The sequence below is a fragment of the Actinopolyspora xinjiangensis genome (assembly GCF_900104475.1).
GTDB lineage: Bacteria > Actinomycetota > Actinomycetes > Mycobacteriales > Pseudonocardiaceae > Actinopolyspora > Actinopolyspora xinjiangensis.
In genome coordinates, this window is the sequence record NZ_FNJR01000013.1 from 158,070 (window position 1) to 175,382 (window position 17,313).

The 17,313-nt window shown below is 68.6% G+C and carries 15 protein-coding genes; all 15 read left to right on the forward strand.

Annotation, left to right across the window (positions count from 1 at the left end; genetic code table 11):
- The first annotated feature begins 104 nt into the window (after nucleotides 1–104).
- The 15 genes from rpmI to tyrS all read left to right on the forward strand — a co-directional run bounded on the left by rpmI (nucleotide 105) and on the right by tyrS (nucleotide 16,765).
- Nucleotides 105–299, forward strand: coding sequence for a 50S ribosomal protein L35 (gene rpmI / locus BLQ75_RS19160; protein ID WP_092604057.1), 195 nt, complete (start codon nucleotides 105–107; stop codon nucleotides 297–299).
- A gap of 116 nt (nucleotides 300–415) precedes the next feature.
- The gene (gene rplT / locus BLQ75_RS19165; RefSeq protein WP_092604058.1) at nucleotides 416–784 is read left to right on the forward strand and encodes a 50S ribosomal protein L20; all 369 of its coding nucleotides are present in this window, start codon (nucleotides 416–418) and stop codon (nucleotides 782–784) included.
- An 80-nt stretch (nucleotides 785–864) separates the two neighbouring features.
- Nucleotides 865–1,692 carry a TrmH family RNA methyltransferase gene (locus BLQ75_RS19170; protein WP_244515726.1) on the forward strand — a complete coding sequence of 276 codons (828 nt, stop codon included), beginning with the start codon at nucleotides 865–867 and terminating at the stop codon, nucleotides 1,690–1,692.
- A gap of 254 nt (nucleotides 1,693–1,946) precedes the next feature.
- Nucleotides 1,947–3,014 (forward strand): phenylalanine--tRNA ligase subunit alpha, encoded by a 1,068-nt coding sequence (gene pheS / locus BLQ75_RS19175; protein ID WP_092604059.1) that lies wholly within the window; start codon nucleotides 1,947–1,949, stop codon nucleotides 3,012–3,014.
- Between the two features lie 70 nt (nucleotides 3,015–3,084).
- Complete coding sequence (gene pheT, locus BLQ75_RS19180) at nucleotides 3,085–5,577, forward strand: phenylalanine--tRNA ligase subunit beta (protein WP_092604060.1); 2,493 nt, start codon at nucleotides 3,085–3,087, stop codon at nucleotides 5,575–5,577.
- Between the two features lie 304 nt (nucleotides 5,578–5,881).
- Nucleotides 5,882–6,907: an N-acetyl-gamma-glutamyl-phosphate reductase gene (gene argC / locus BLQ75_RS19185; RefSeq protein ID WP_092604061.1), complete on the forward strand. Its 1,026-nt coding sequence runs from the start codon at nucleotides 5,882–5,884 to the stop codon at nucleotides 6,905–6,907.
- A 163-nt stretch (nucleotides 6,908–7,070) separates the two neighbouring features.
- Nucleotides 7,071–8,291 carry a bifunctional glutamate N-acetyltransferase/amino-acid acetyltransferase ArgJ gene (gene argJ, locus BLQ75_RS19190; RefSeq protein ID WP_244515729.1) on the forward strand — a complete coding sequence of 407 codons (1,221 nt, stop codon included), beginning with the start codon at nucleotides 7,071–7,073 and terminating at the stop codon, nucleotides 8,289–8,291.
- On the forward strand, nucleotides 8,288–9,211 hold the full coding sequence (gene argB, locus BLQ75_RS19195) for an acetylglutamate kinase (RefSeq protein WP_092604062.1): 924 nt from the start codon (nucleotides 8,288–8,290) through the stop codon (nucleotides 9,209–9,211). Before argJ ends, argB begins: the two co-directional genes overlap by 4 nt.
- Complete coding sequence (locus tag BLQ75_RS19200) at nucleotides 9,211–10,422, forward strand: acetylornithine transaminase (RefSeq protein WP_092604063.1); 1,212 nt, start codon at nucleotides 9,211–9,213, stop codon at nucleotides 10,420–10,422. The genes argB and BLQ75_RS19200 overlap by 1 nt, the downstream gene beginning before the upstream one ends.
- Nucleotides 10,422–11,348, forward strand: a complete 927-nt coding sequence (argF, locus tag BLQ75_RS19205; RefSeq protein WP_092604064.1) for an ornithine carbamoyltransferase — start codon at nucleotides 10,422–10,424, stop codon at nucleotides 11,346–11,348. Before BLQ75_RS19200 ends, argF begins: the two co-directional genes overlap by 1 nt.
- Entirely contained in the window at nucleotides 11,345–11,848 is a 504-nt protein-coding gene (locus BLQ75_RS19210) for an arginine repressor (protein WP_092604065.1), read from the forward strand. The genes argF and BLQ75_RS19210 overlap by 4 nt, the downstream gene beginning before the upstream one ends.
- Nucleotides 11,849–11,910: 62 nt before the next feature.
- Nucleotides 11,911–13,107, forward strand: coding sequence for an argininosuccinate synthase (locus BLQ75_RS19215; protein ID WP_092604090.1), 1,197 nt, complete (start codon nucleotides 11,911–11,913; stop codon nucleotides 13,105–13,107).
- 86 nt (nucleotides 13,108–13,193) lie between these two features.
- Nucleotides 13,194–14,660, forward strand: a complete 1,467-nt coding sequence (gene argH, locus BLQ75_RS19220) for an argininosuccinate lyase (RefSeq protein WP_092604066.1) — start codon at nucleotides 13,194–13,196, stop codon at nucleotides 14,658–14,660.
- A gap of 99 nt (nucleotides 14,661–14,759) precedes the next feature.
- Nucleotides 14,760–15,374, forward strand: a complete 615-nt coding sequence (locus BLQ75_RS19225; RefSeq protein WP_425286472.1) for a DNA-3-methyladenine glycosylase — start codon at nucleotides 14,760–14,762, stop codon at nucleotides 15,372–15,374.
- Nucleotides 15,375–15,490: 116 nt separating this feature from the next.
- On the forward strand, nucleotides 15,491–16,765 hold the full coding sequence (gene tyrS, locus BLQ75_RS19230) for a tyrosine--tRNA ligase (RefSeq protein ID WP_092604068.1): 1,275 nt from the start codon (nucleotides 15,491–15,493) through the stop codon (nucleotides 16,763–16,765).
- Nucleotides 16,766–17,313: the final 548 nt, after the last annotated feature.

The window sequence follows — 17,313 nt, forward strand, 5'->3', positions numbered from 1 at the left end:
GTGCCGAAGGCGGCCGTGTATCGGGTCGTGGATGCACCCGGAACGCAGCCGGGCGGGATTCCGAGCGGGATTCTGCCCGGCGTTCGCACGAAAAGAGGATGATAATGCCGAAGAACAAGCCCCACAGCGGTGCGTCCAAGCGGTTCAAGGTCACCGGTTCGGGCAAGCTGCGCCACGAGCGTGCCGGCCGTAGGCACATCCTGGAGAAGAAGTCGAGCAGGGTGAAGCGTCGGCTGAAGGGCACTGACGAGGTGTCACCGAACGACACCCACCAGGTCGACAAGATGCTGGGGCGCTGAAGACAGCTCAGCCACGGGTGTAGCCGTCGGATGCCTCGTCGCCACACCCTCCGGACCAGCGACAGCCTTATCCGCCGGGGCGGTGCTCCGCCCCCGATGCGAGCAGGACGGAACCAATGGCACGTGTCAAGCGATCGGTAAACGCGCAGAAGAAGCGCCGCAAGATTCTCGAGTCCGCCAAGGGCTACCGCGGGCAACGTTCTCGGCTTTACCGCAAGGCCAAGGAGCAGATGCTGCACTCGCAGGTCTACTCCTACCGGGACCGGCGGGCGCGCAAGGGCGAGTTCCGCAAGCTGTGGATCATGCGTATCAACGCGGCCAGCAGGCAGAACGGCCTGAGCTACAACAGGCTCATGCAGGGCCTGAAGGCCGCCGAGGTCGAGGTCGACCGCAAGATGCTCGCCGAGCTGGCGGTCAACGATCCGCAGGCCTTCACGGCGCTGTGCGACAAGGCGCGTAGCAGCCTGCCGGAAGGCACGGTCTGATTTCGGATCGATCCGGCGCCCGGCACACCGGGGCGGACACCACGGGAGGAGAGGGACGCCCCGACGCGGCGCGTCCGCCGTTGACGGAACGCTCCGCCCGGGTGTCCTCCGCCCGCAAGCTCACGCGTCGTGCCGGGCGCGAACGTGCCGGTATGTTCCTGGCGGAGGGCGCCAACGCCGTCCTCGAAGCGTTGGCGCCGCACACGCCCGAGTCGGGCGTGTCCCCCCAAAGCGGGGTTCGCGAGGTGCTGGTCACCGCCGAGGGGCTGCGACGGGTCCCGGAGGTCGCCGAGCGCTGCGCCGCGAGCGGGGTTCCGCTGTGGACCGTCACCGAGCGAGCGGCCGCCGCGTTGTCCGAGACGGTCACCCCGCAGGGAGTGATCGCGGTCTGCGAGCTGCCCCGGACGGACCCGCAGGCGGTGCTGGCTCCCCGGCCGTCCCTGGTGGTGGTGCTGCTCGACATCGCCGATCCCGGTAACGCGGGCACGGTGCTGCGTGTCGCCGACGCCGCCGGAGCGGGGGCGGTGCTGTTCGCGGGCGAGACCGTCGACCCTTACAACGGCAAGGCCGTTCGAGCCTCCACGGGCAGTCTCTTCCACCTTCCGTTGGCGCGGGAACGTGACACGGACGCGGTGTTGGCGGAGTGTCGCCGTGCCGGATTGCTGCTGGTGGGGGCAGCCGGGGAAGCCGACTCGGATCTGCACACCGCCGAGGAGGAAGGTCGACTGGACGTGCCGACGGCCTGGGTGTTCGGCAGTGAGGCGCACGGTCTCGGTGAGTACGGCCAACGGCTGGACACGACACTGCGCGTCCCCATCTACGGCCGGGCGGAGAGCCTGAACCTGGCCACCGCCGCCGCGGTGTGCCTGTACGCCTCGGCGAGGCGCGTGCGGCGCGGCCCCGAGTGATGCGCTCCCGTCGTCCGCGCGGTGCTCGGTTCCGGCGGCCGTCCGGAGGTCGGAGCAGGCATGCGGCCGAAGGCCCTCGCCCCGGCAGGAGCGGTTCCCCGCCGCGGTCCGTGCGACCACGAGCACCCGCACGGGTCGTTTCGCGAGGTTTCCGAAACCAATCACATAGACTGTTTCCCCGAGGGAACCAGTGTTCACACGTCAAGACCGGTTCGCGCAAGCGGGCCGTCGGATACGGGAGTTACACAGCGACGATGTCTGGAGCCAACGACCCGTACGACCCGAAGGAGGTCGTCGCGCTCGCGCCGGAGACGCTGCAACGCGCGGTTGACGACGCCCGCAAAGCCTTCGACGGCGCCGCCGACCTCGACGAACTGGCGGCGGTCAAGCCCGCACACCTGGGGGAACGCTCCCCGGTGTTGAGCGCGCGGCGCGAGATCGGAGCGTTGCCCCCGCAGGCCAAGGCCGATGCGGGCAAGCGGGTGAACGAGACGCGCCAGGCGATCCAGGAGGCCTTCGACCTCCGCCACGAGCAATTGCGCGCCGAACGTGACGAGCGGGTGCTGCGGGAGGAAACGGTCGACGTCACCCTGCCGACGGATCGCGTTCCTTCGGGGGCCCGGCACCCGATCACTCAGCTCATCGAGCGTGTCGCGGACGACTTCGTGGCGATGGGCTGGCACGTTTCGGAAGGGCCGGAGCTGGAGGCCGAGTGGTTCAACTTCGACGCGTTGAACTTCGGCAGGGACCACCCGGCGCGTACGATGCAGGACACGTTCCACATCGCCCCGGAGGACTCGGGGCTGGTGCTGCGCACGCAGACCTCTCCGGTGCAGGTGCGGGCCCTGCTGGACAGTGAGCTACCGGTCTACCGCGTCTCCCCGGGCAGGGTGTTCCGCACGGATGCGCTCGACGCCACGCACACCCCGGTGTTCCACCAGGTGGAGGGCCTCGCGGTGGACAAGGGGCTGACCATGGCGCACCTCAAGGGAACGCTGGACGCTTTCGCCAGGTCCATGTTCGGACCGGAGACCAGGACCCGTTTCAGGCCCAACTTCTTCCCCTTCACCGAGCCGTCCGCCGAGATGGACGTGTGGTTTCCGGAGAAGAAGGGCGGTGCGGGCTGGGTCGAATGGGGTGGCTGCGGCATGGTGCACCCCAACGTGCTGCGTGCTTCCGGAGTGGACCCCGAGACCCACACCGGGTTCGCCTTCGGCATGGGGCTGGAACGGACCCTGCAGTTCCGCAACGGGATTCCCGACATGCGGGACATGGTCGAAGGGGACGTCCGGTTCACCGAGGCGTTCGGCATCGAATACTGAGTCCGGTCGGGTGCCCGGGCCCCGGCCCGCACCACCGACCCCACATGATCGAGAGAAGGGCTGCGATCCAGTGCGGATTCCGGTTTCCTGGCTGGCCGAGCATCTTGAGTTGCCCGAGGACACGAGCATCGACACCCTGACCGAGGCGTTCGTGCGGATCGGGCTGGAAGTCGAGGAGGTCACCCGACTCACCCCGGTCACCGGTCCGCTCGTCGTCGGACGAGTCGCCGAGATCGAGGAACTGACCGAGTTCAAAAAACCCATCCGCTACTGCCAGGTCGAAGTCGGAAAGTCCGAGACCGGTGAGCAGCAGACGCGCGGCATCGTGTGCGGGGCCACCAACTTCAGCGCTGGGTCACTGGTGGTCGTGGCCCTGCCCGGAACGATCCTGCCGGGCGATTTCGAGATCACCGCCCGCAAGACCTACGGGCGCACCAGCGAGGGCATGATCTGTTCGGCCCGGGAGCTCGGTATCGGTGAGGACCACGACGGCATTCTGGTGCTGCCTCCGGGCTCCGCCGACCCCGGCACCCCCGCCAACGAGATCGTCGGGTTGGACGATTCGGTCATCGAACTGGCCATCACCCCCGATCGCGGTTACTGCTTCTCGGTTCGCGGACTCGCGCGCGAGTTGTCCAACGCGTTCGACGTGCCGTTCGGGGACCCGGCCAACCGGGCGATCCCGGATGACGACCGTCCCTCCCGCAACGTGCGCATCGAGGACGAGACCGCGTGCTCCCGTTTCGTCTTCCGCAGGTTGACCGGGGTCGATCCGACCGCCCCGACCCCGTGGTGGATGCAGCGGCGACTGGCGCTCGCCGGGATTCGTTCTCTCTCCCTGCCGGTGGACGTCACCAACTACGTGATGCTCGAGTTCGGGCAGCCGCTGCACGCCTGGGACGCGGCCAAGCTCTCCGGGGATGTCGTGGTACGACGTGCCGCCGCGGGGGAGTCGCTCGTGACGCTCGACGGTGTTGAGCGGGAGCTCGATCCCGACGACATCGTGATCTGCGACGACTCCGGCCCGGTCTCCCTGGCCGGTGTCATGGGCGGATCCAGCACCGAGATCGGGCAGGACACCAACGACGTGCTGCTGGAAGCGGCGAACTGGGAGCCTGCGGGCATCTCGCGCATGATCCGAAGGCACCGGCTGCCCAGTGAGGCGGGCAAGCGGTTCGAGCGGGGCGTCGATCCCGCGGTGGCCGCTGTGGCGGCGGAGCGTGCCGCCAGGTTGCTCGTCGACTACGGGGAGGCCACCATCAGCGCCGGCCGTACCGATGTCGGCCAGCCGTCCCAGCCCGCTCCGGTGACGATGCCGCTGGCGTTGCCGGACCAGGTGGCCGGTGTCCGCTACGAACGCGGTGTCACCGCCAAGCGGCTCACCCAGATCGGCTGTCGGATCGAGGTGGGAACCTCCGACGACGGCGTCGGCGTGGTGACCGCCCTGCCGCCGAGCTGGCGCCCCGACCTGACGCAGCCCGCGGACCTGGTCGAAGAGGTGCTCCGCCTGGAGGGGTACCACACAATCCCCTCGATCGTTCCCTCCGCGCCCACAGGCAGTGGGCTGAGCGCGGGGCAGCGCAGGGAACGGGCCGTTTCCCGTGCTCTGGCGCACGACGGTTACGTCGAGGTGCTGCCGTTTCCGTTCATCGGCGAGGCCACCCTGGAATCGCTGGGGATCACCGAGGACGATCCGCGCCGCCGTGCGCTGCGGGCCCTCAACGCCCTGGAGTCGGACCGCGCGTTGCTCAGCACCACCCTGTTGCCGGGGTTGCTCGACTCGTTGCAGCGCAACGTCTCCAGGGGAAGGCGTGATCTCGCGCTGTTCCACATCGGGCAGGTCGTGCTGCCCGGGCCGGAACAGCCGTCCGTCCCCGAACTCGGTGTCGAGCAACGTCCCTCGGACGAGCAGCTGGCCGCGCTCCACGCCGCGCTGCCCGCCCAGCCCAGGCACGTCGGCGTGGTCCTGGCGGGACAGCGGGAACGTTCCGGCTGGTGGGGAGCGGGCCGTGACGCGGAGTGGTCGGACGCGGTGCGGGCCGCCAGGCTCGTGGCCGACACGGCCGGTGTCCCGCTGAGTGTATCCGCCGGTGACAAGGCGCCGTGGCATCCGGGCCGCTGCGCCGCGCTGGAGGTGGACGGTGCCGTCGTCGGTTACGCGGGGGAACTGCACCCCAAGGTGGTGGAGGCCCTGGAGCTGCCAAAGCGGACCTGCGCCATGGAACTCGACCTGGACGCGCTGCCGGTGACGGACGATCGCCCCGCCCCGGACATCTCGGCCTATCCGCCGGTGCGGCTCGACGTGGCGTTGGTGGTCGACGAGGAGGTCCCGGCGGCCGATCTCGCCGAAGCGCTGCGTTCGGGCGGGGGTGAGCTGGTCGAGGACATCAGGTTGTTCGACGTTTTCACCGGTGAACAGCTCGGTGCCGACAAGAAGTCGTTGGCGTTCGCCCTGCGGCTGCGTGCTCCCGACCGGACGTTGACCCAGCAGGAGGCTACCGAGGTCCGGGATTCGGCCGTGGCCGCGGCGGATCAGCGGTTCGGGGCAGTGCTGCGTGGTTAGTGGCATTCGACTTCCGTGACCGGTCCGTGTAGCCGTGTCGGAGCTCATCGCTTCGGTGCGGGGCGGTTCCGGTCGAGCGGTTGTGATCCCACCCGGGGTGGGTGGCTCGTGCGCGAGCCACCCACCCCGTTTTTTCGTGCCGCGCTTCGCGGCGGTGTTTTTCTCCTGTTCCGGAGCTCGCCCCCGCGCAGCGGCCGCGGTGTTGGCCATGTCTCGCGGAGCGGTGGCCGGGTGCGGGGTGGGGTCCGAGCCGGAATCCCGCCCCTTGTTGATTGATATTGCATACTAGTGCATAATCATTCGTATGGTTGTACGAGTCGCGGTGGCCGGTGCCAGTGGCTACGCGGGCGGTGAGTTGCTCCGCCTGCTGCTGGCCCACCCGCAGGTCGAGATCGGTGCCCTCACGGCGGGATCGAACGTCGGAAGCACCCTGGGGGAACACCACCCCAACCTCGTGGAGCTGTCCGACCGGCCGCTCCGCGAGACCGACGCCGAGGTGCTCGCCGGGCACGACGTGGTCTTCCTCGCGTTGCCGCACGGGCACTCCGAGGAGTTGGCCACCCGGCTCGGTGGCGCGGTGGTCATCGACTGCGGTGCGGACCACCGTCTCGAGGACCCCGCCGCTTGGCGGCGGTGGTACGGCGGCGAGTATCCCGGTAGCTGGCCCTACGGGCTTCCGGAACTGCCCTGGGCGCGGGAGAAGCTGCGCGGGGCGGAACGGGTGGCCGTGCCCGGCTGCTTCCCGACGGTGACCACCCTCGCGCTGCTGCCCGCGCTCCACGACGGGTTGGTGGAACCGGATCTGGTGGTCGTGGCCGCGACCGGAACCTCCGGCGCGGGGCGCTCGCTCAAGCCCCACCTGCTCTCGGCCGAGGTCATGGGATCGGCCAGCGTCTACGGCGTCGGTGGAGCGCACCGGCACACCCCCGAGATGGTCCAGAACCTCGGAACCGCGGCGGGTGAACCGGTTCGCGTCTCGTTCACACCGATGCTCGCCCCCATGTCGCGAGGCATTCTCGCCACCTGCAACGCGCGACTGCGGGACGGCGTCGATGCCGAGCGGGTGAGGCGCAGCTACGTCCGGGCCTACGAGGCGGAACCCTTCGTGCGAGTGCTGCCGGAGGGGCAGTGGCCGCAGACCTCGGCCACGCTCGGGGCGAACACGGTTCACCTGCAGGTGACCGTGGATCCCGACGCGGGCAGCCTGGTCGCCGTGGGGGCGGAGGACAACCTCACGAAGGGAACGGCGGGCGGCGCCGTGCAGTGCATGAATCTCGCGCTCGGCCTTCCGGAGACCACCGGACTGCCCACCACCGGGACGGCACCGTGAGAACGCCGCCCCGCGGACCAACCGGCGACGAGGGGTTGGCGTGTTCACGCTGTCGGCTTTCGACACCGATCGGATCCCGCCGTTGGTCGAGCGGGCTCACGGCCGCGGTCGAGGTGCGGCGCGGAGCCGGACGCACCGTGGCCGAGCATCTCGAAGGAGAACATTGAGTACGAGTGACCAGACGACCGGCACGGTCGCGCAGGAAACGAGCACCGGCACCCCGAACGGGGTGACCCGTCCCCGCGGGTTCCGGGCCTCGGGGGTGGCCGCCGGCATCAAGGCGGGGGGATCGCTCGACCTAGCGTTGGTCGTCAACGACGGCCCACGCCGGGAAGCCGCCGGCGTGTTCACCACCAACCAGGTGAAAGCGGCCCCCGTGCTGTGGTCCGAGCAGGTGCTGCGCGAACGCAGGCTGCGAGCCGTCGTGCTCAACTCCGGCGGAGCCAACGCCTGCACCGGTCCCGAGGGGTTCCAGGACACTCACACCACCGCGGAGCGGGCCGCGGAACTGCTCGACACCGGCGCCATCGAGATCGGTGTCTGCTCCACCGGGCTCATCGGGCAGCGGCTGCCGATGCGTGCCCTGCTGGACGGTCTCGGAGCGGCGGTCGACGGGCTCGCCGACACCGAGCGGGCGGGAACCGACGCCGCGACCGCCGTCCTGACCACCGACACCCGTCCCAAGCAGGCCTGCCGTACGCATCCCGACGGGTGGTCGGTCGGCGGCATGGTCAAAGGCGCGGGAATGCTGGCACCGAACCTCGCCACCATGCTCGCGGTCGTCACCACCGACGCCGTCGTCGACGGCGAGGGGCTGCAACGATCGCTGCTGGAGGCGTCACGAGGCACCTTCGAGCGCCTGGACGTCGACGGTGGGACCTCCACCAACGACACGGTGCTGCTGCTCTCCTCGGGGGCGAGCGGGCTCACCCCCGCCGAGGAGGAGTTCACCGAACTGCTCACCGAGGTCTGCGCCGACCTCGTGCGGCAACTGCAGCACGACGCTGAGGGAGCCACCAAGGCGATCGACATAACCGTGCGCGGCGCGGTGAGCGAGTCGGACGCGGTGGGCATCGCACGACTGACCGCCGAGGACAACCTGGTCTGCACCGCGCTGTTCGGGTCCGACCCCAACTGGGGGCGCATCGTCATGGCGGTCGGGCGTTCCGGGGCAACCGTGGACGCCTCCTCGCTGGAGGTCACCGTCAACGGCGTGACGCTGTACTCCCGAGGCGCTCCGGTCGCCGAGCGCGACACGGTGGACCTCTCCGGTCGCGACGTCGAGATCCTCGTCGATCTGCACCTCGGTGAGCACAGCGCCACCGTGCTCACCACGGACCTGTCCCACGGCTACGTCGAAGAGAACAGCGCGTACTCCTCATGAGCGACACGAAACCGGATGATCGGTTGAGCACCGCCGCGGCGAAGGCGGGTGTGCTGACCGAGGCACTGCCCTGGCTGGAGCGGTTCCGCGGAGCCACAGTGGTGGTCAAGTACGGCGGAAACGCGATGACCGACGAGAAGCTCAAACAGGCTTTCGCCGAGGACATGGTCTTCCTGCGACTGGCGGGGCTGCGACCCGTGATCGTCCACGGCGGTGGTCCGCAGATCACCGACATGCTCGAACGTCTCGGGATGCCCGGGGAGTTCCGAGGCGGACTGCGGGTCACCTCGCCGGAGACCATGGACGTGGTCCGGATGGTGCTGGTGGGCCAGGTGGGCCGGGAGCTCGTCGGGCTGATCAACCAGCACGGCCCCCACGCGGTGGGGATGTCGGGTGAGGACGCGCACCTGTTCACCGCGCGCCGCCGCGGTGCCGTGGTGGACGGTGAGCAGGTGGACATCGGCCTGGTCGGTGACGTGGAATCGGTCAACCCGGCTGCCGTGCTGGACCTGATCGAGACCGGTCGCATACCGGTGATCTCCACCGTCGCCCCCGACGCCGACGGGGTGGTGCACAACGTCAACGCCGACACCGCGGCGGGAGCCCTGGCCGTGGCGCTCGAGGCGGAGAAGCTCGTGGTGCTCACCGATGTCGAAGGGCTCTACACCGACTGGCCCGACCGCGAGTCGTTGGTCTCGCGGTTGGACACCGAACGACTGGCCGAACTGCTCCCCACCCTGTCCTCCGGGATGGTTCCCAAGATGGAGGCCTGCCTGCAGGCCGTGACCGGCGGTGTCCCCCGCGCCCACGTGATCGACGGCAGACTCGCCCACTCGGTGCTGCTCGAAGTGTTCACCAGCGAGGGCATCGGCACGATGGTCGTTCCTCCCGAGCAATCCCCACGAAAGGACGATGCCTGATGTCTTCCGAGGAACAGAGCAACGCCGCGGCCGCCCGTCGTTGGCGGGAGGCGATCATGCCGACCTACGGCACCCCGGGCCTGGAACTGGCCAGCGGATCTGGGTGCACGGTGACCGACGCGGAGGGCAACACCTACCTGGATCTGCTCGGTGGCATCGCAGTGGCAGCGCTCGGCCACGCCCATCCCGCCGTGGCCTCCGCCGTGTCCGAACAGATCACGAAACTCGGGCACGTGTCCAACTTCTACAGTCACGAGCCGGAACTCCGGCTGGCCGAGCGGCTGCTCCAACTGGCCGGAGTCGACGGCAACGGCAGGGTGTTCTTCTGCAACTCCGGCTCCGAGGCGAACGAGGCCGCGCTCAAGATCGCCCGGCGCACCGGCCGCCCGAACGTGGTCGCCGCTGACCGCGGTTTCCACGGGCGCACCATGGGGGCGTTGGCGTTGACCGGCCAACCGGAGAAGCAGACCCCCTTCGAACCGTTGCCCACCGGGGTCTCGCACGTACCCTTCGGGGACGCCGCGGCCCTCGACGAGGCCGTGGACGAGGACACCGCCGCGATCGTGCTCGAACCGGTCCAGGGGGAGGCGGGCGTGATCATTCCCCCCGAAGGGTATCTGCAGTCCGCCCGGGAGATCGCCGACCGCAACGGCGCGCTGCTGATCCTCGACGAGGTGCAGACCGGAATCGGACGTACCGGATACTGGTTCGCCTTCCAGCGGTGCGGAATCGTGCCGGACGTGATCACCCTGGCCAAAGGACTCGGGGGCGGACTGCCGCTGGGTGCCTGCATCGGGGTGGGACGGGCGGCCTTCCTGCTCGAAGCAGGCCAGCACGCCACCACCTTCGGCGGGAACCCGGTCTGCTGCGCCGCCGCTCTCGCGGTGCTGCACACCATCGAGTCCGAGGGACTGCTGGAACACGCCTGCCGGGTGGGCAAGGAGATCATCGCCGCCATCGAACGGCTCGAACATCCCGCCGTCAAGGAGGTCCGCGGCCTGGGAATGTTGTTGGCCGTCGAACTGGACGGCGACATCGCCGCCGCGGCAGCGGAAAGCGCCCGTGAGCGCGGCTACCTCATCAACCCGGTTCGTCCGGACACCCTGCGCCTGGCACCCCCACTGATACTGGACGAACAACGCGCGAACGAGTTCGTCCGCGATCTCGCCGAAGTGCTCTCCGAGGCGCACGGCGGAGAAGGGAAGAACTGATGCCGCGTCACTTTCTGCGCGACGACGACCTCACGCCCGCCGAACAGCGCGAGATCCTGGATCTCGCCGACGACTTCAAGCACCGTCGCGTCGACAGCACACCGCTGGCGGGACCGAAGTCGGTCGCGGTCATCTTCGAGAAGACCTCCACCAGGACACGGCTTTCCTTCGAGACCGGCATAGTACAGCTCGGCGGACATCCGGTGGTGGTCGACGCGCGCACGATGCAGCTCGGTCGCGAGGAGACGATCGAGGACACCGCGCGAGTGCTCACCCGCTACGTCGACGTCGTCGTGTGGCGCACCTTCGCCCAGGCGCGCATCGACGCGATGAGTTCCGCGTCCGAGATCCCGGTCGTCAACGCCCTCACCAACGAGTTCCACCCGTGCCAGGTGCTCGCCGACCTGCAGACCGTCCGGGAACACCACGGCACCCTCGCCGGTCTTACCCTCACCTACCTCGGTGACGGGGCCAACAACATGGCCCACTCCCTGCTCGTCGGCGGCGCCACCGCCGGGATGCACGTACGGATCGCCGCCCCCGAGGGCTTCGAACCGGAGCAGTGGGTTCTCGACGCGGCACGCAAACGCGCCGTCGAAACCGGAGGCTCCACCGAAGTGTTCACCGCGCCGGAGGAGGCCGTCCGGGGAGCGGAGGTCGTCGCCACCGACTCCTGGACCTCCATGGGCCAGGAGAACGACGGCAAGGACCGCGTGAGCCCGTTCCGACCGTTCCGGCTCGACTCCGCCCTGCTGGGGGCCACCGGGAAGGCGGACACCACGGTGCTGCACTGCCTGCCCGCCCACCGGGGCTGGGAGATCACCGACGAAGTGCTGGACGGCCCCTCCAGCGCCGTGTTCGACGAGGCCGAGAACCGCCTGCACACCCAGAAGGCACTGCTGACTTGGCTGGTGCAACGACGATGACCACACGAGTGGCGCGCCAGGCACGCATCGTCGAACTCGTAACCGGCACGGAGATCCGCAGCCAGACCGAACTGGCCCGGCTGCTCGCCGCCGACGGTATCGACGTAACGCAGGCCACCCTCTCACGGGATCTCGACGAGCTGGGCGCTGTGAAGCTCCGTGCGCCCGACGGTGGACAGCCCGTTTACGTCATTCCCGAGGACGGCAGCCCGGTCCAGGGAGTACAGGGTGGAACCGCGCGGTTGAGCCGGCTGCTCGGCGAACTGCTCGTCAGCGCCGAGGGCTCGGGAAACCTGACCGTGCTGCGGACCCCACCCGGTGCCGCCCAGTTCCTCGCCAGCGCCATCGACAGATCGGCGATGGAGGAGGTGGCGGGCACGATAGCGGGCGACGACACGCTGCTGGTGGTGGCCCGCGAGCCGCTCACCGGTGGAGAACTCGCCGATCGGTTACGCGAGCTCGGCGTGCAGCAGCCCGAATCGACGGCGGAGACGAGCTGAGACGGCGCCGTCACCCAGCACCGCTGACGAACAACCGGACAACACGTACTAGGAGCATGATCATGAGTGACCGGGTCGTACTCGCCTACTCCGGCGGGTTGGACACCTCAGTGGCCATCGGCTGGATCGCCGAGGAGACGAATGCCGAGGTCGTCGCGGTGGCCGTGGACGTCGGCCAGGGAGGCGAGGACCTGGAGACCATCCGCAAGCGTGCATTGGCCTGCGGAGCTTCCGAAGCCGTGGTCTCTGACGCCCGCGCCGAGTTCGCCGAGCAGTACTGCCTGCCCGCGCTGCAGGCCAACGCCATGTACATGGACCAGTACCCGCTGGTCTCGGCGTTGTCTCGGCCTCTCATCGCCAAGTACCTCACCGACGCGGCCCGCGAGCACGGTGCGGACACCGTCGCTCACGGATGTACCGGCAAGGGCAACGACCAGGTCCGTTTCGAGGTCGGCATCGGGGCGCTCGCACCCGAGATGCGGGTGCTCGCCCCGGTGCGCGACTTCGCCTGGACCAGAGAGAAGGCCATCGACTGGGCCGAGCGGCACGGCCTGCCGATCGATGTCAGCAACAAGTCTCCGTACTCGATCGACCAGAACGTGTGGGGCAGGGCGGTCGAAACGGGCTTTCTTGAGGACATCTGGAACGCTCCCGTCGAGGACGTCTACTCCTACACCGCCGATCCCGCGCAGCCGCGTGAGGCCGACGAGGTGGTGATCACCTTCGAACAGGGTGTGCCGGTGGCCATCGACGGCCACACCGTCACACCGCTGCAGGCGGTGACCGAACTGAACCGCCGCGCGGGAGCCCAAGGGGTGGGCAGGCTCGACATGGTCGAGGACAGGCTGGTCGGCATCAAAAGCAGGGAGATCTACGAGGCTCCCGGGGCGTTGGCGCTGATCACCGCCCATCGTGAGCTCGAGGCGGTGACTCTGGAGCGCGACCTCGCCCGTTTCAAGCGTACGGTCCAGCAGCGCTGGGGCGAGCTCGTCTACGACGGCCTGTGGTTCTCCCCGCTGAAGACCTCCCTGGACTCCTTCATCGCCGACACCCAGCGTCACGTCTCCGGACAGATCCGGATGACCCTGCACGCGGGCAGCGCCGTGGTGACCGGCCGCGGCAGCGAGCAGTCGCTGTACGACTTCAACCTCGCCACCTACGACGAGGGCGACAGCTTCGACCAGGGGTTGGCGAAGGGCTTCGTGCAACTGTGGGGTCTGCCCAGCAAGATCGCGGCCAAACGCGAGCAGTACCACTGAACGATCCTCTCGGGTGCGGGGCCTCGCCGAGGTACCCGCACCCGGCGTCTCGTCCGTACCGCTTCGCGTTTCCCGAGGAAGACCTCATGCCCCGACAAGATGACTCCACGACCGGCGACAGCTCCTCGGAGCCGACAAAGCTCTGGGGAGGGCGGTTCACCTCCGGTCCCTCGGAGACCATGGCCGCGCTCAGCCTGTCCACTCATTTCGACTGGTCACTCGCGCCGTACGACATCGCGGGTTCGAAAGCGCACGCCAGAGTACTGCACCGGGCGGGGCTGCTCACCGAGTCCGAGCTGGAGCACATGCTGTCTGGGTTGGACACGCTCGCCTCCGACGTGCGTACCGGACGGTTCCAGCCCGCTCCGGAGGACGAGGACGTGCACACCGCGTTGGAACGCGGGCTGCTCGAACGCGTCGGCACCGAGCTGGGCGGCAAACTGCGTGCCGGGCGTTCCCGCAACGACCAGGTGGCCACCCAGTTCCGGATGTGGTTGCGGGACGCGGTCCGCGGCATCGTCTCGGCGGTGCTCGACGTGATCGAGGCACTCGGTGCCCAGGCGGCCGCCCATCCGAGAGCCGTTCTCGCGGGCCGCACCCATCTGCAACACGCCCAGCCGGTACTGCTCGCGCACCATCTGCTGGCGCACTCCCAGGCACTGCTGCGCGACGTCGCACGCCTGCGTGACTGGGACGAGCGCACCGCGGTCTCCCCGTACGGCGCCGGTGCGCTGGCGGGTTCCTCGCTCGGGCTGGATCCCGACGCCGTCGCCGAGGAACTGGGATTCGAGCACGGCGTGGACAACTCGATGGACGGTACCTCGGCGCGGGACTTCGCCGCCGAGGCGGCGTTCGCACTGGCCATGCTCGGAGTGAACCTCTCGCGCATCGCGGAGGAGGTCGTGGTGTGGAACACCGCCGAGTTCGGCTACATCACGCTGGACGACGCCTGGGCCACCGGCAGTTCGATCATGCCCCAGAAGAAGAACCCCGACGTGGCCGAACTGGCTCGTGCCAAGTCGGGGAGGCTGCTCGGCAATCTGACGGGGCTGTTGACCAGTCTCAAGGCGCAGCCCCTGGCCTACAACCGTGATCTGCAGGAGGACAAGGAACCCCTGTTCGACTCGGTGCACCAACTGCGCCTGGTTCTGCCCGCTATGGCCGGGATGCTCGGCACGCTGACCTTCCACACCGAGCGGATGGCCGAGATGGCCCCGGCCGGATTCACGTTGGCCACCGACGTGGCCGAGTGGCTGGTACGTCGTGGGGTGCCGTTCCGGGCCGCCCACGAGGCCTCGGGTGAGTGCGTCCGGGTCGCGGAATCGCGCGGTGTGGGGCTCGCCGAGCTGACCGAGGAAGAGCTCAGCCGGGCACATCCGGAGCTGACGCCCGAGGTCCGCGAGGTGCTCACGGTCGAGGGATCGGTCTCGGCACGCGACTCCCGTGGTGGCACCGCGCCGCGGCGGGTCGCCGAGCAGGCGCATCGCGTCGATGAACTCGTGGCGCGACATCGTGAGTGGGTGAACGGCGAGTCGCTCCACGATCCAGGGTGAGCCCTCCGGCGGGCGGCCGGGGCCTGCCCTTGCGAGATCCGGCCGCTCCGCTTCGACTTCCGGGGGCGGGCGACCGGTAGTGTGCTCCTCGTGGCTGAGTTGACACGTTCCGAGATAGCACGTGACCCGCTCCGGGTGGCGCGTTTCCTGCTCGGTTGTGAGCTGGTCTCGATTTCTTCCGAAGGAGTGGTTCGCGTACGGCTGGTCGAGGTCGAGGCCTACCGAGGTGCGGACGACCCGGCATCGCACTGCTATCGCGGGCGTACCGAGCGCAACGCGGTCATGTTCGGTCCGGCGGGACACCTCTACGTGTATTTCGTCTACGGGATGCACTTCTGCCTCAACGTGGTGTGCCTGGCCGAGGGAGTGCCCGCTGCGGTGCTGCTGCGAGCGGGCGAGGTCCTGGAGGGCGAGGAACTGGCGCGCCGCCGGCGTCCGGCCGTGCGCAAGGACACCGCGCTGGCCAGTGGCCCGGCTCGTCTCGCAGGGGTACTGGGAATCACTCGTGAGTGGGATGGAACGGACCTGCTTCGCACCGACTCGCGTATCCGCCTGCTGCGGGGCGCTCCCGTGGAGGACGGGGACGTGCGCAGTGGACCGAGAGTGGGGGTGTCCACAGCGACCGAGCTGCCCTGGCGTTCCTGGGTGCACGGCTCGCGCGCCGTCAGTTCCTACCGCCGTGGTGGCAGGCGCACGGTTTCCAACCGCGGTTGAACGGATGTGCGTGGTGGGAACGCCTTCTGGAGGAGACGTTCCCACCGAGCCGGGACCCGCGCGCCCGCGGCGGGGGGTGTCAACGTTGTGCGGTGGGTGTGCGCCAGACTGGCAGCGTGAGTGAGCACATCATTGACGAGCTTTCCTGGCGCGGTCTCATCGCGCAGTCCACCGATCTCGAGTCATTGCGTCGCGATCTCGATTCGCCGCCACTCACGTTGTACGCCGGTTTCGACCCCACCGCGCCGAGTCTGCACGCGGGACACCTGATCCCGCTGCTGACCCTGCGCCGCTTCCAGCTCGCCGGGCATCGCCCCTTGGCGCTGGCGGGGGGCGCGACCGGTCTGATCGGTGATCCGCGTGACGTGGGCGAACGTAGCCTGCACGACGAGAGCGTCGTCTCCGAGTGGACCGAAGGGATACGTGGGCAGCTCGAGCTGTTCCTCGACTTCGACGAGTCCCCGAGCGGGGCGATCATGGCGAACAACGCCGACTGGACGGCGAGTCTGCCCGTCACGACGTTCCTGCGGGACGTGGGGAAGCATTTCTCGCTCAACGCGATGCTCTCCAGGGAGACCGTCAAGCGGCGGCTGGAGTCCGACGGGATGTCCTACACCGAGTTCAGCTACATGCTGCTGCAGGCCAACGACTACGTGCAGCTCAACCGTCGATACGGCACGAAGCTGCAGCTGGGTGGATCCGATCAGTGGGGCAACATCGTCGCGGGCGTGGATCTGCTGCGCCGCCAGGACGGCGAGAGCGCGCACGCGCTGACCACTCCGCTGGTGACCGACGCGGAGGGGAACAAGTTCGGCAAGTCCACCGGCGGGGGAAACATCTGGCTCGATCCGGAGTTGACTTCGCCGTACGCCTGGTACCAGTACTTCATCAACACCGCCGACGCCGACGTGGGCAGGTACCTGCGGCTGTTCACCTTCCTGGAGCGGGAGGAGGTCGAAGAGCTGGAACGGGCCACGGCGGAACGGCCGCAGCAGCGGCTCGGGCAGCGCAGACTGGCGGAGGAACTGACCACCCTGGTCCACGGTGTCACGGCCACCGAGCAGGTGGCGGCCGCGAGCCGGGCGTTGTTCGGCGGGGGGGACTTGAACCAGCTGAACGAGAACACCCTCGAAGCCGCCATGGCCGAGGTCCCCACGGCGCGGCTCCGACTGGCCGACCAGCCGACCATCGTGGACTTACTGGTGGAGAGCGGGCTGGTCACGGGGCGCAAGGCGGCCAGGCGCACTGTCGGCGAGGGCGGGGCCTACGTCAACAACGGCAAGGTGCTGGACGAAACCTGGTCACCGGGGAAGCAGGACCTGCTGCACGGTAGTTGGCTGGTGGTTCGTCGTGGCAAGCGTCACACTGCGGGAGTTCGGGTGGTCCACTAGGCTCCGAGGTGTAGCGGTGAGGCGTTTGACCTGGGGATTCGTTTCAGCCGGCGGTCAGTACGGTCGATTTGACGCCGTTGGTTCCGTGGCGTAGATTGTTTCCCGTCGGCGCTGCGAGGCTGTGCGGCAGTTGGTTCAGCGCCGACGGGGTTCGGTTGTGACCCCCGATGATCCTCGAGGTTATCCGGTTGCTAGGATGAACCGAGAGCGATCCGCTGCGAGATCCGGGCGTTGAGTCTCGGAACTCGGGGTTGTTTGAAGAATTGAATGCTGATCGGTTTGGTGCGGGCCGGCGGTGGAGAATGGGGACCCCCCTGGAAACGCCGTTTCGGTTGGGTGCTAGATTGGTCAGTGCATTCCGGGGGCCGGCTGCGGGGTGACCGTTGGGTGGTTTCCGGGTGTGGGCCTGCCGCGTGTGTGGTGGGTGTGTTCTTTGAGAATTCAACAGTGTTTGTGCACGCGTGTGTGTGTTTGCTTTCTTGTCTTTTTTTGCTTTGAGTAGTGCCCGCGCTGCGGCATCATGGTTGTGGTGTTGTGGTGTGGGTGGT

Excerpts from the sequence above, each read along its gene's own strand:
- argH (WP_092604066.1), top strand. The coding sequence starts at position 13,194 with ATGCCCCGACAAGATGACTCCACGACCGGCGACAGCTCCTCGGAGCCG.
- pheS (WP_092604059.1), top strand. The coding sequence starts at position 1,947 with ATGTCTGGAGCCAACGACCCGTACGACCCGAAGGAGGTCGTCGCGCTC.
- BLQ75_RS19200 (WP_092604063.1), top strand. The coding sequence starts at position 9,211 with ATGTCTTCCGAGGAACAGAGCAACGCCGCGGCCGCCCGTCGTTGGCGG.
- BLQ75_RS19215 (WP_092604090.1), top strand. The coding sequence starts at position 11,911 with ATGAGTGACCGGGTCGTACTCGCCTACTCCGGCGGGTTGGACACCTCA.
- argB (WP_092604062.1), top strand. The coding sequence starts at position 8,288 with ATGAGCGACACGAAACCGGATGATCGGTTGAGCACCGCCGCGGCGAAG.
- rpmI (WP_092604057.1), top strand. The coding sequence starts at position 105 with ATGCCGAAGAACAAGCCCCACAGCGGTGCGTCCAAGCGGTTCAAGGTC.
- rplT (WP_092604058.1), top strand. The coding sequence starts at position 416 with ATGGCACGTGTCAAGCGATCGGTAAACGCGCAGAAGAAGCGCCGCAAG.
- argC (WP_092604061.1), top strand. The coding sequence starts at position 5,882 with ATGGTTGTACGAGTCGCGGTGGCCGGTGCCAGTGGCTACGCGGGCGGT.
- BLQ75_RS19210 (WP_092604065.1), top strand. The coding sequence starts at position 11,345 with ATGACCACACGAGTGGCGCGCCAGGCACGCATCGTCGAACTCGTAACC.
- argF (WP_092604064.1), top strand. The coding sequence starts at position 10,422 with ATGCCGCGTCACTTTCTGCGCGACGACGACCTCACGCCCGCCGAACAG.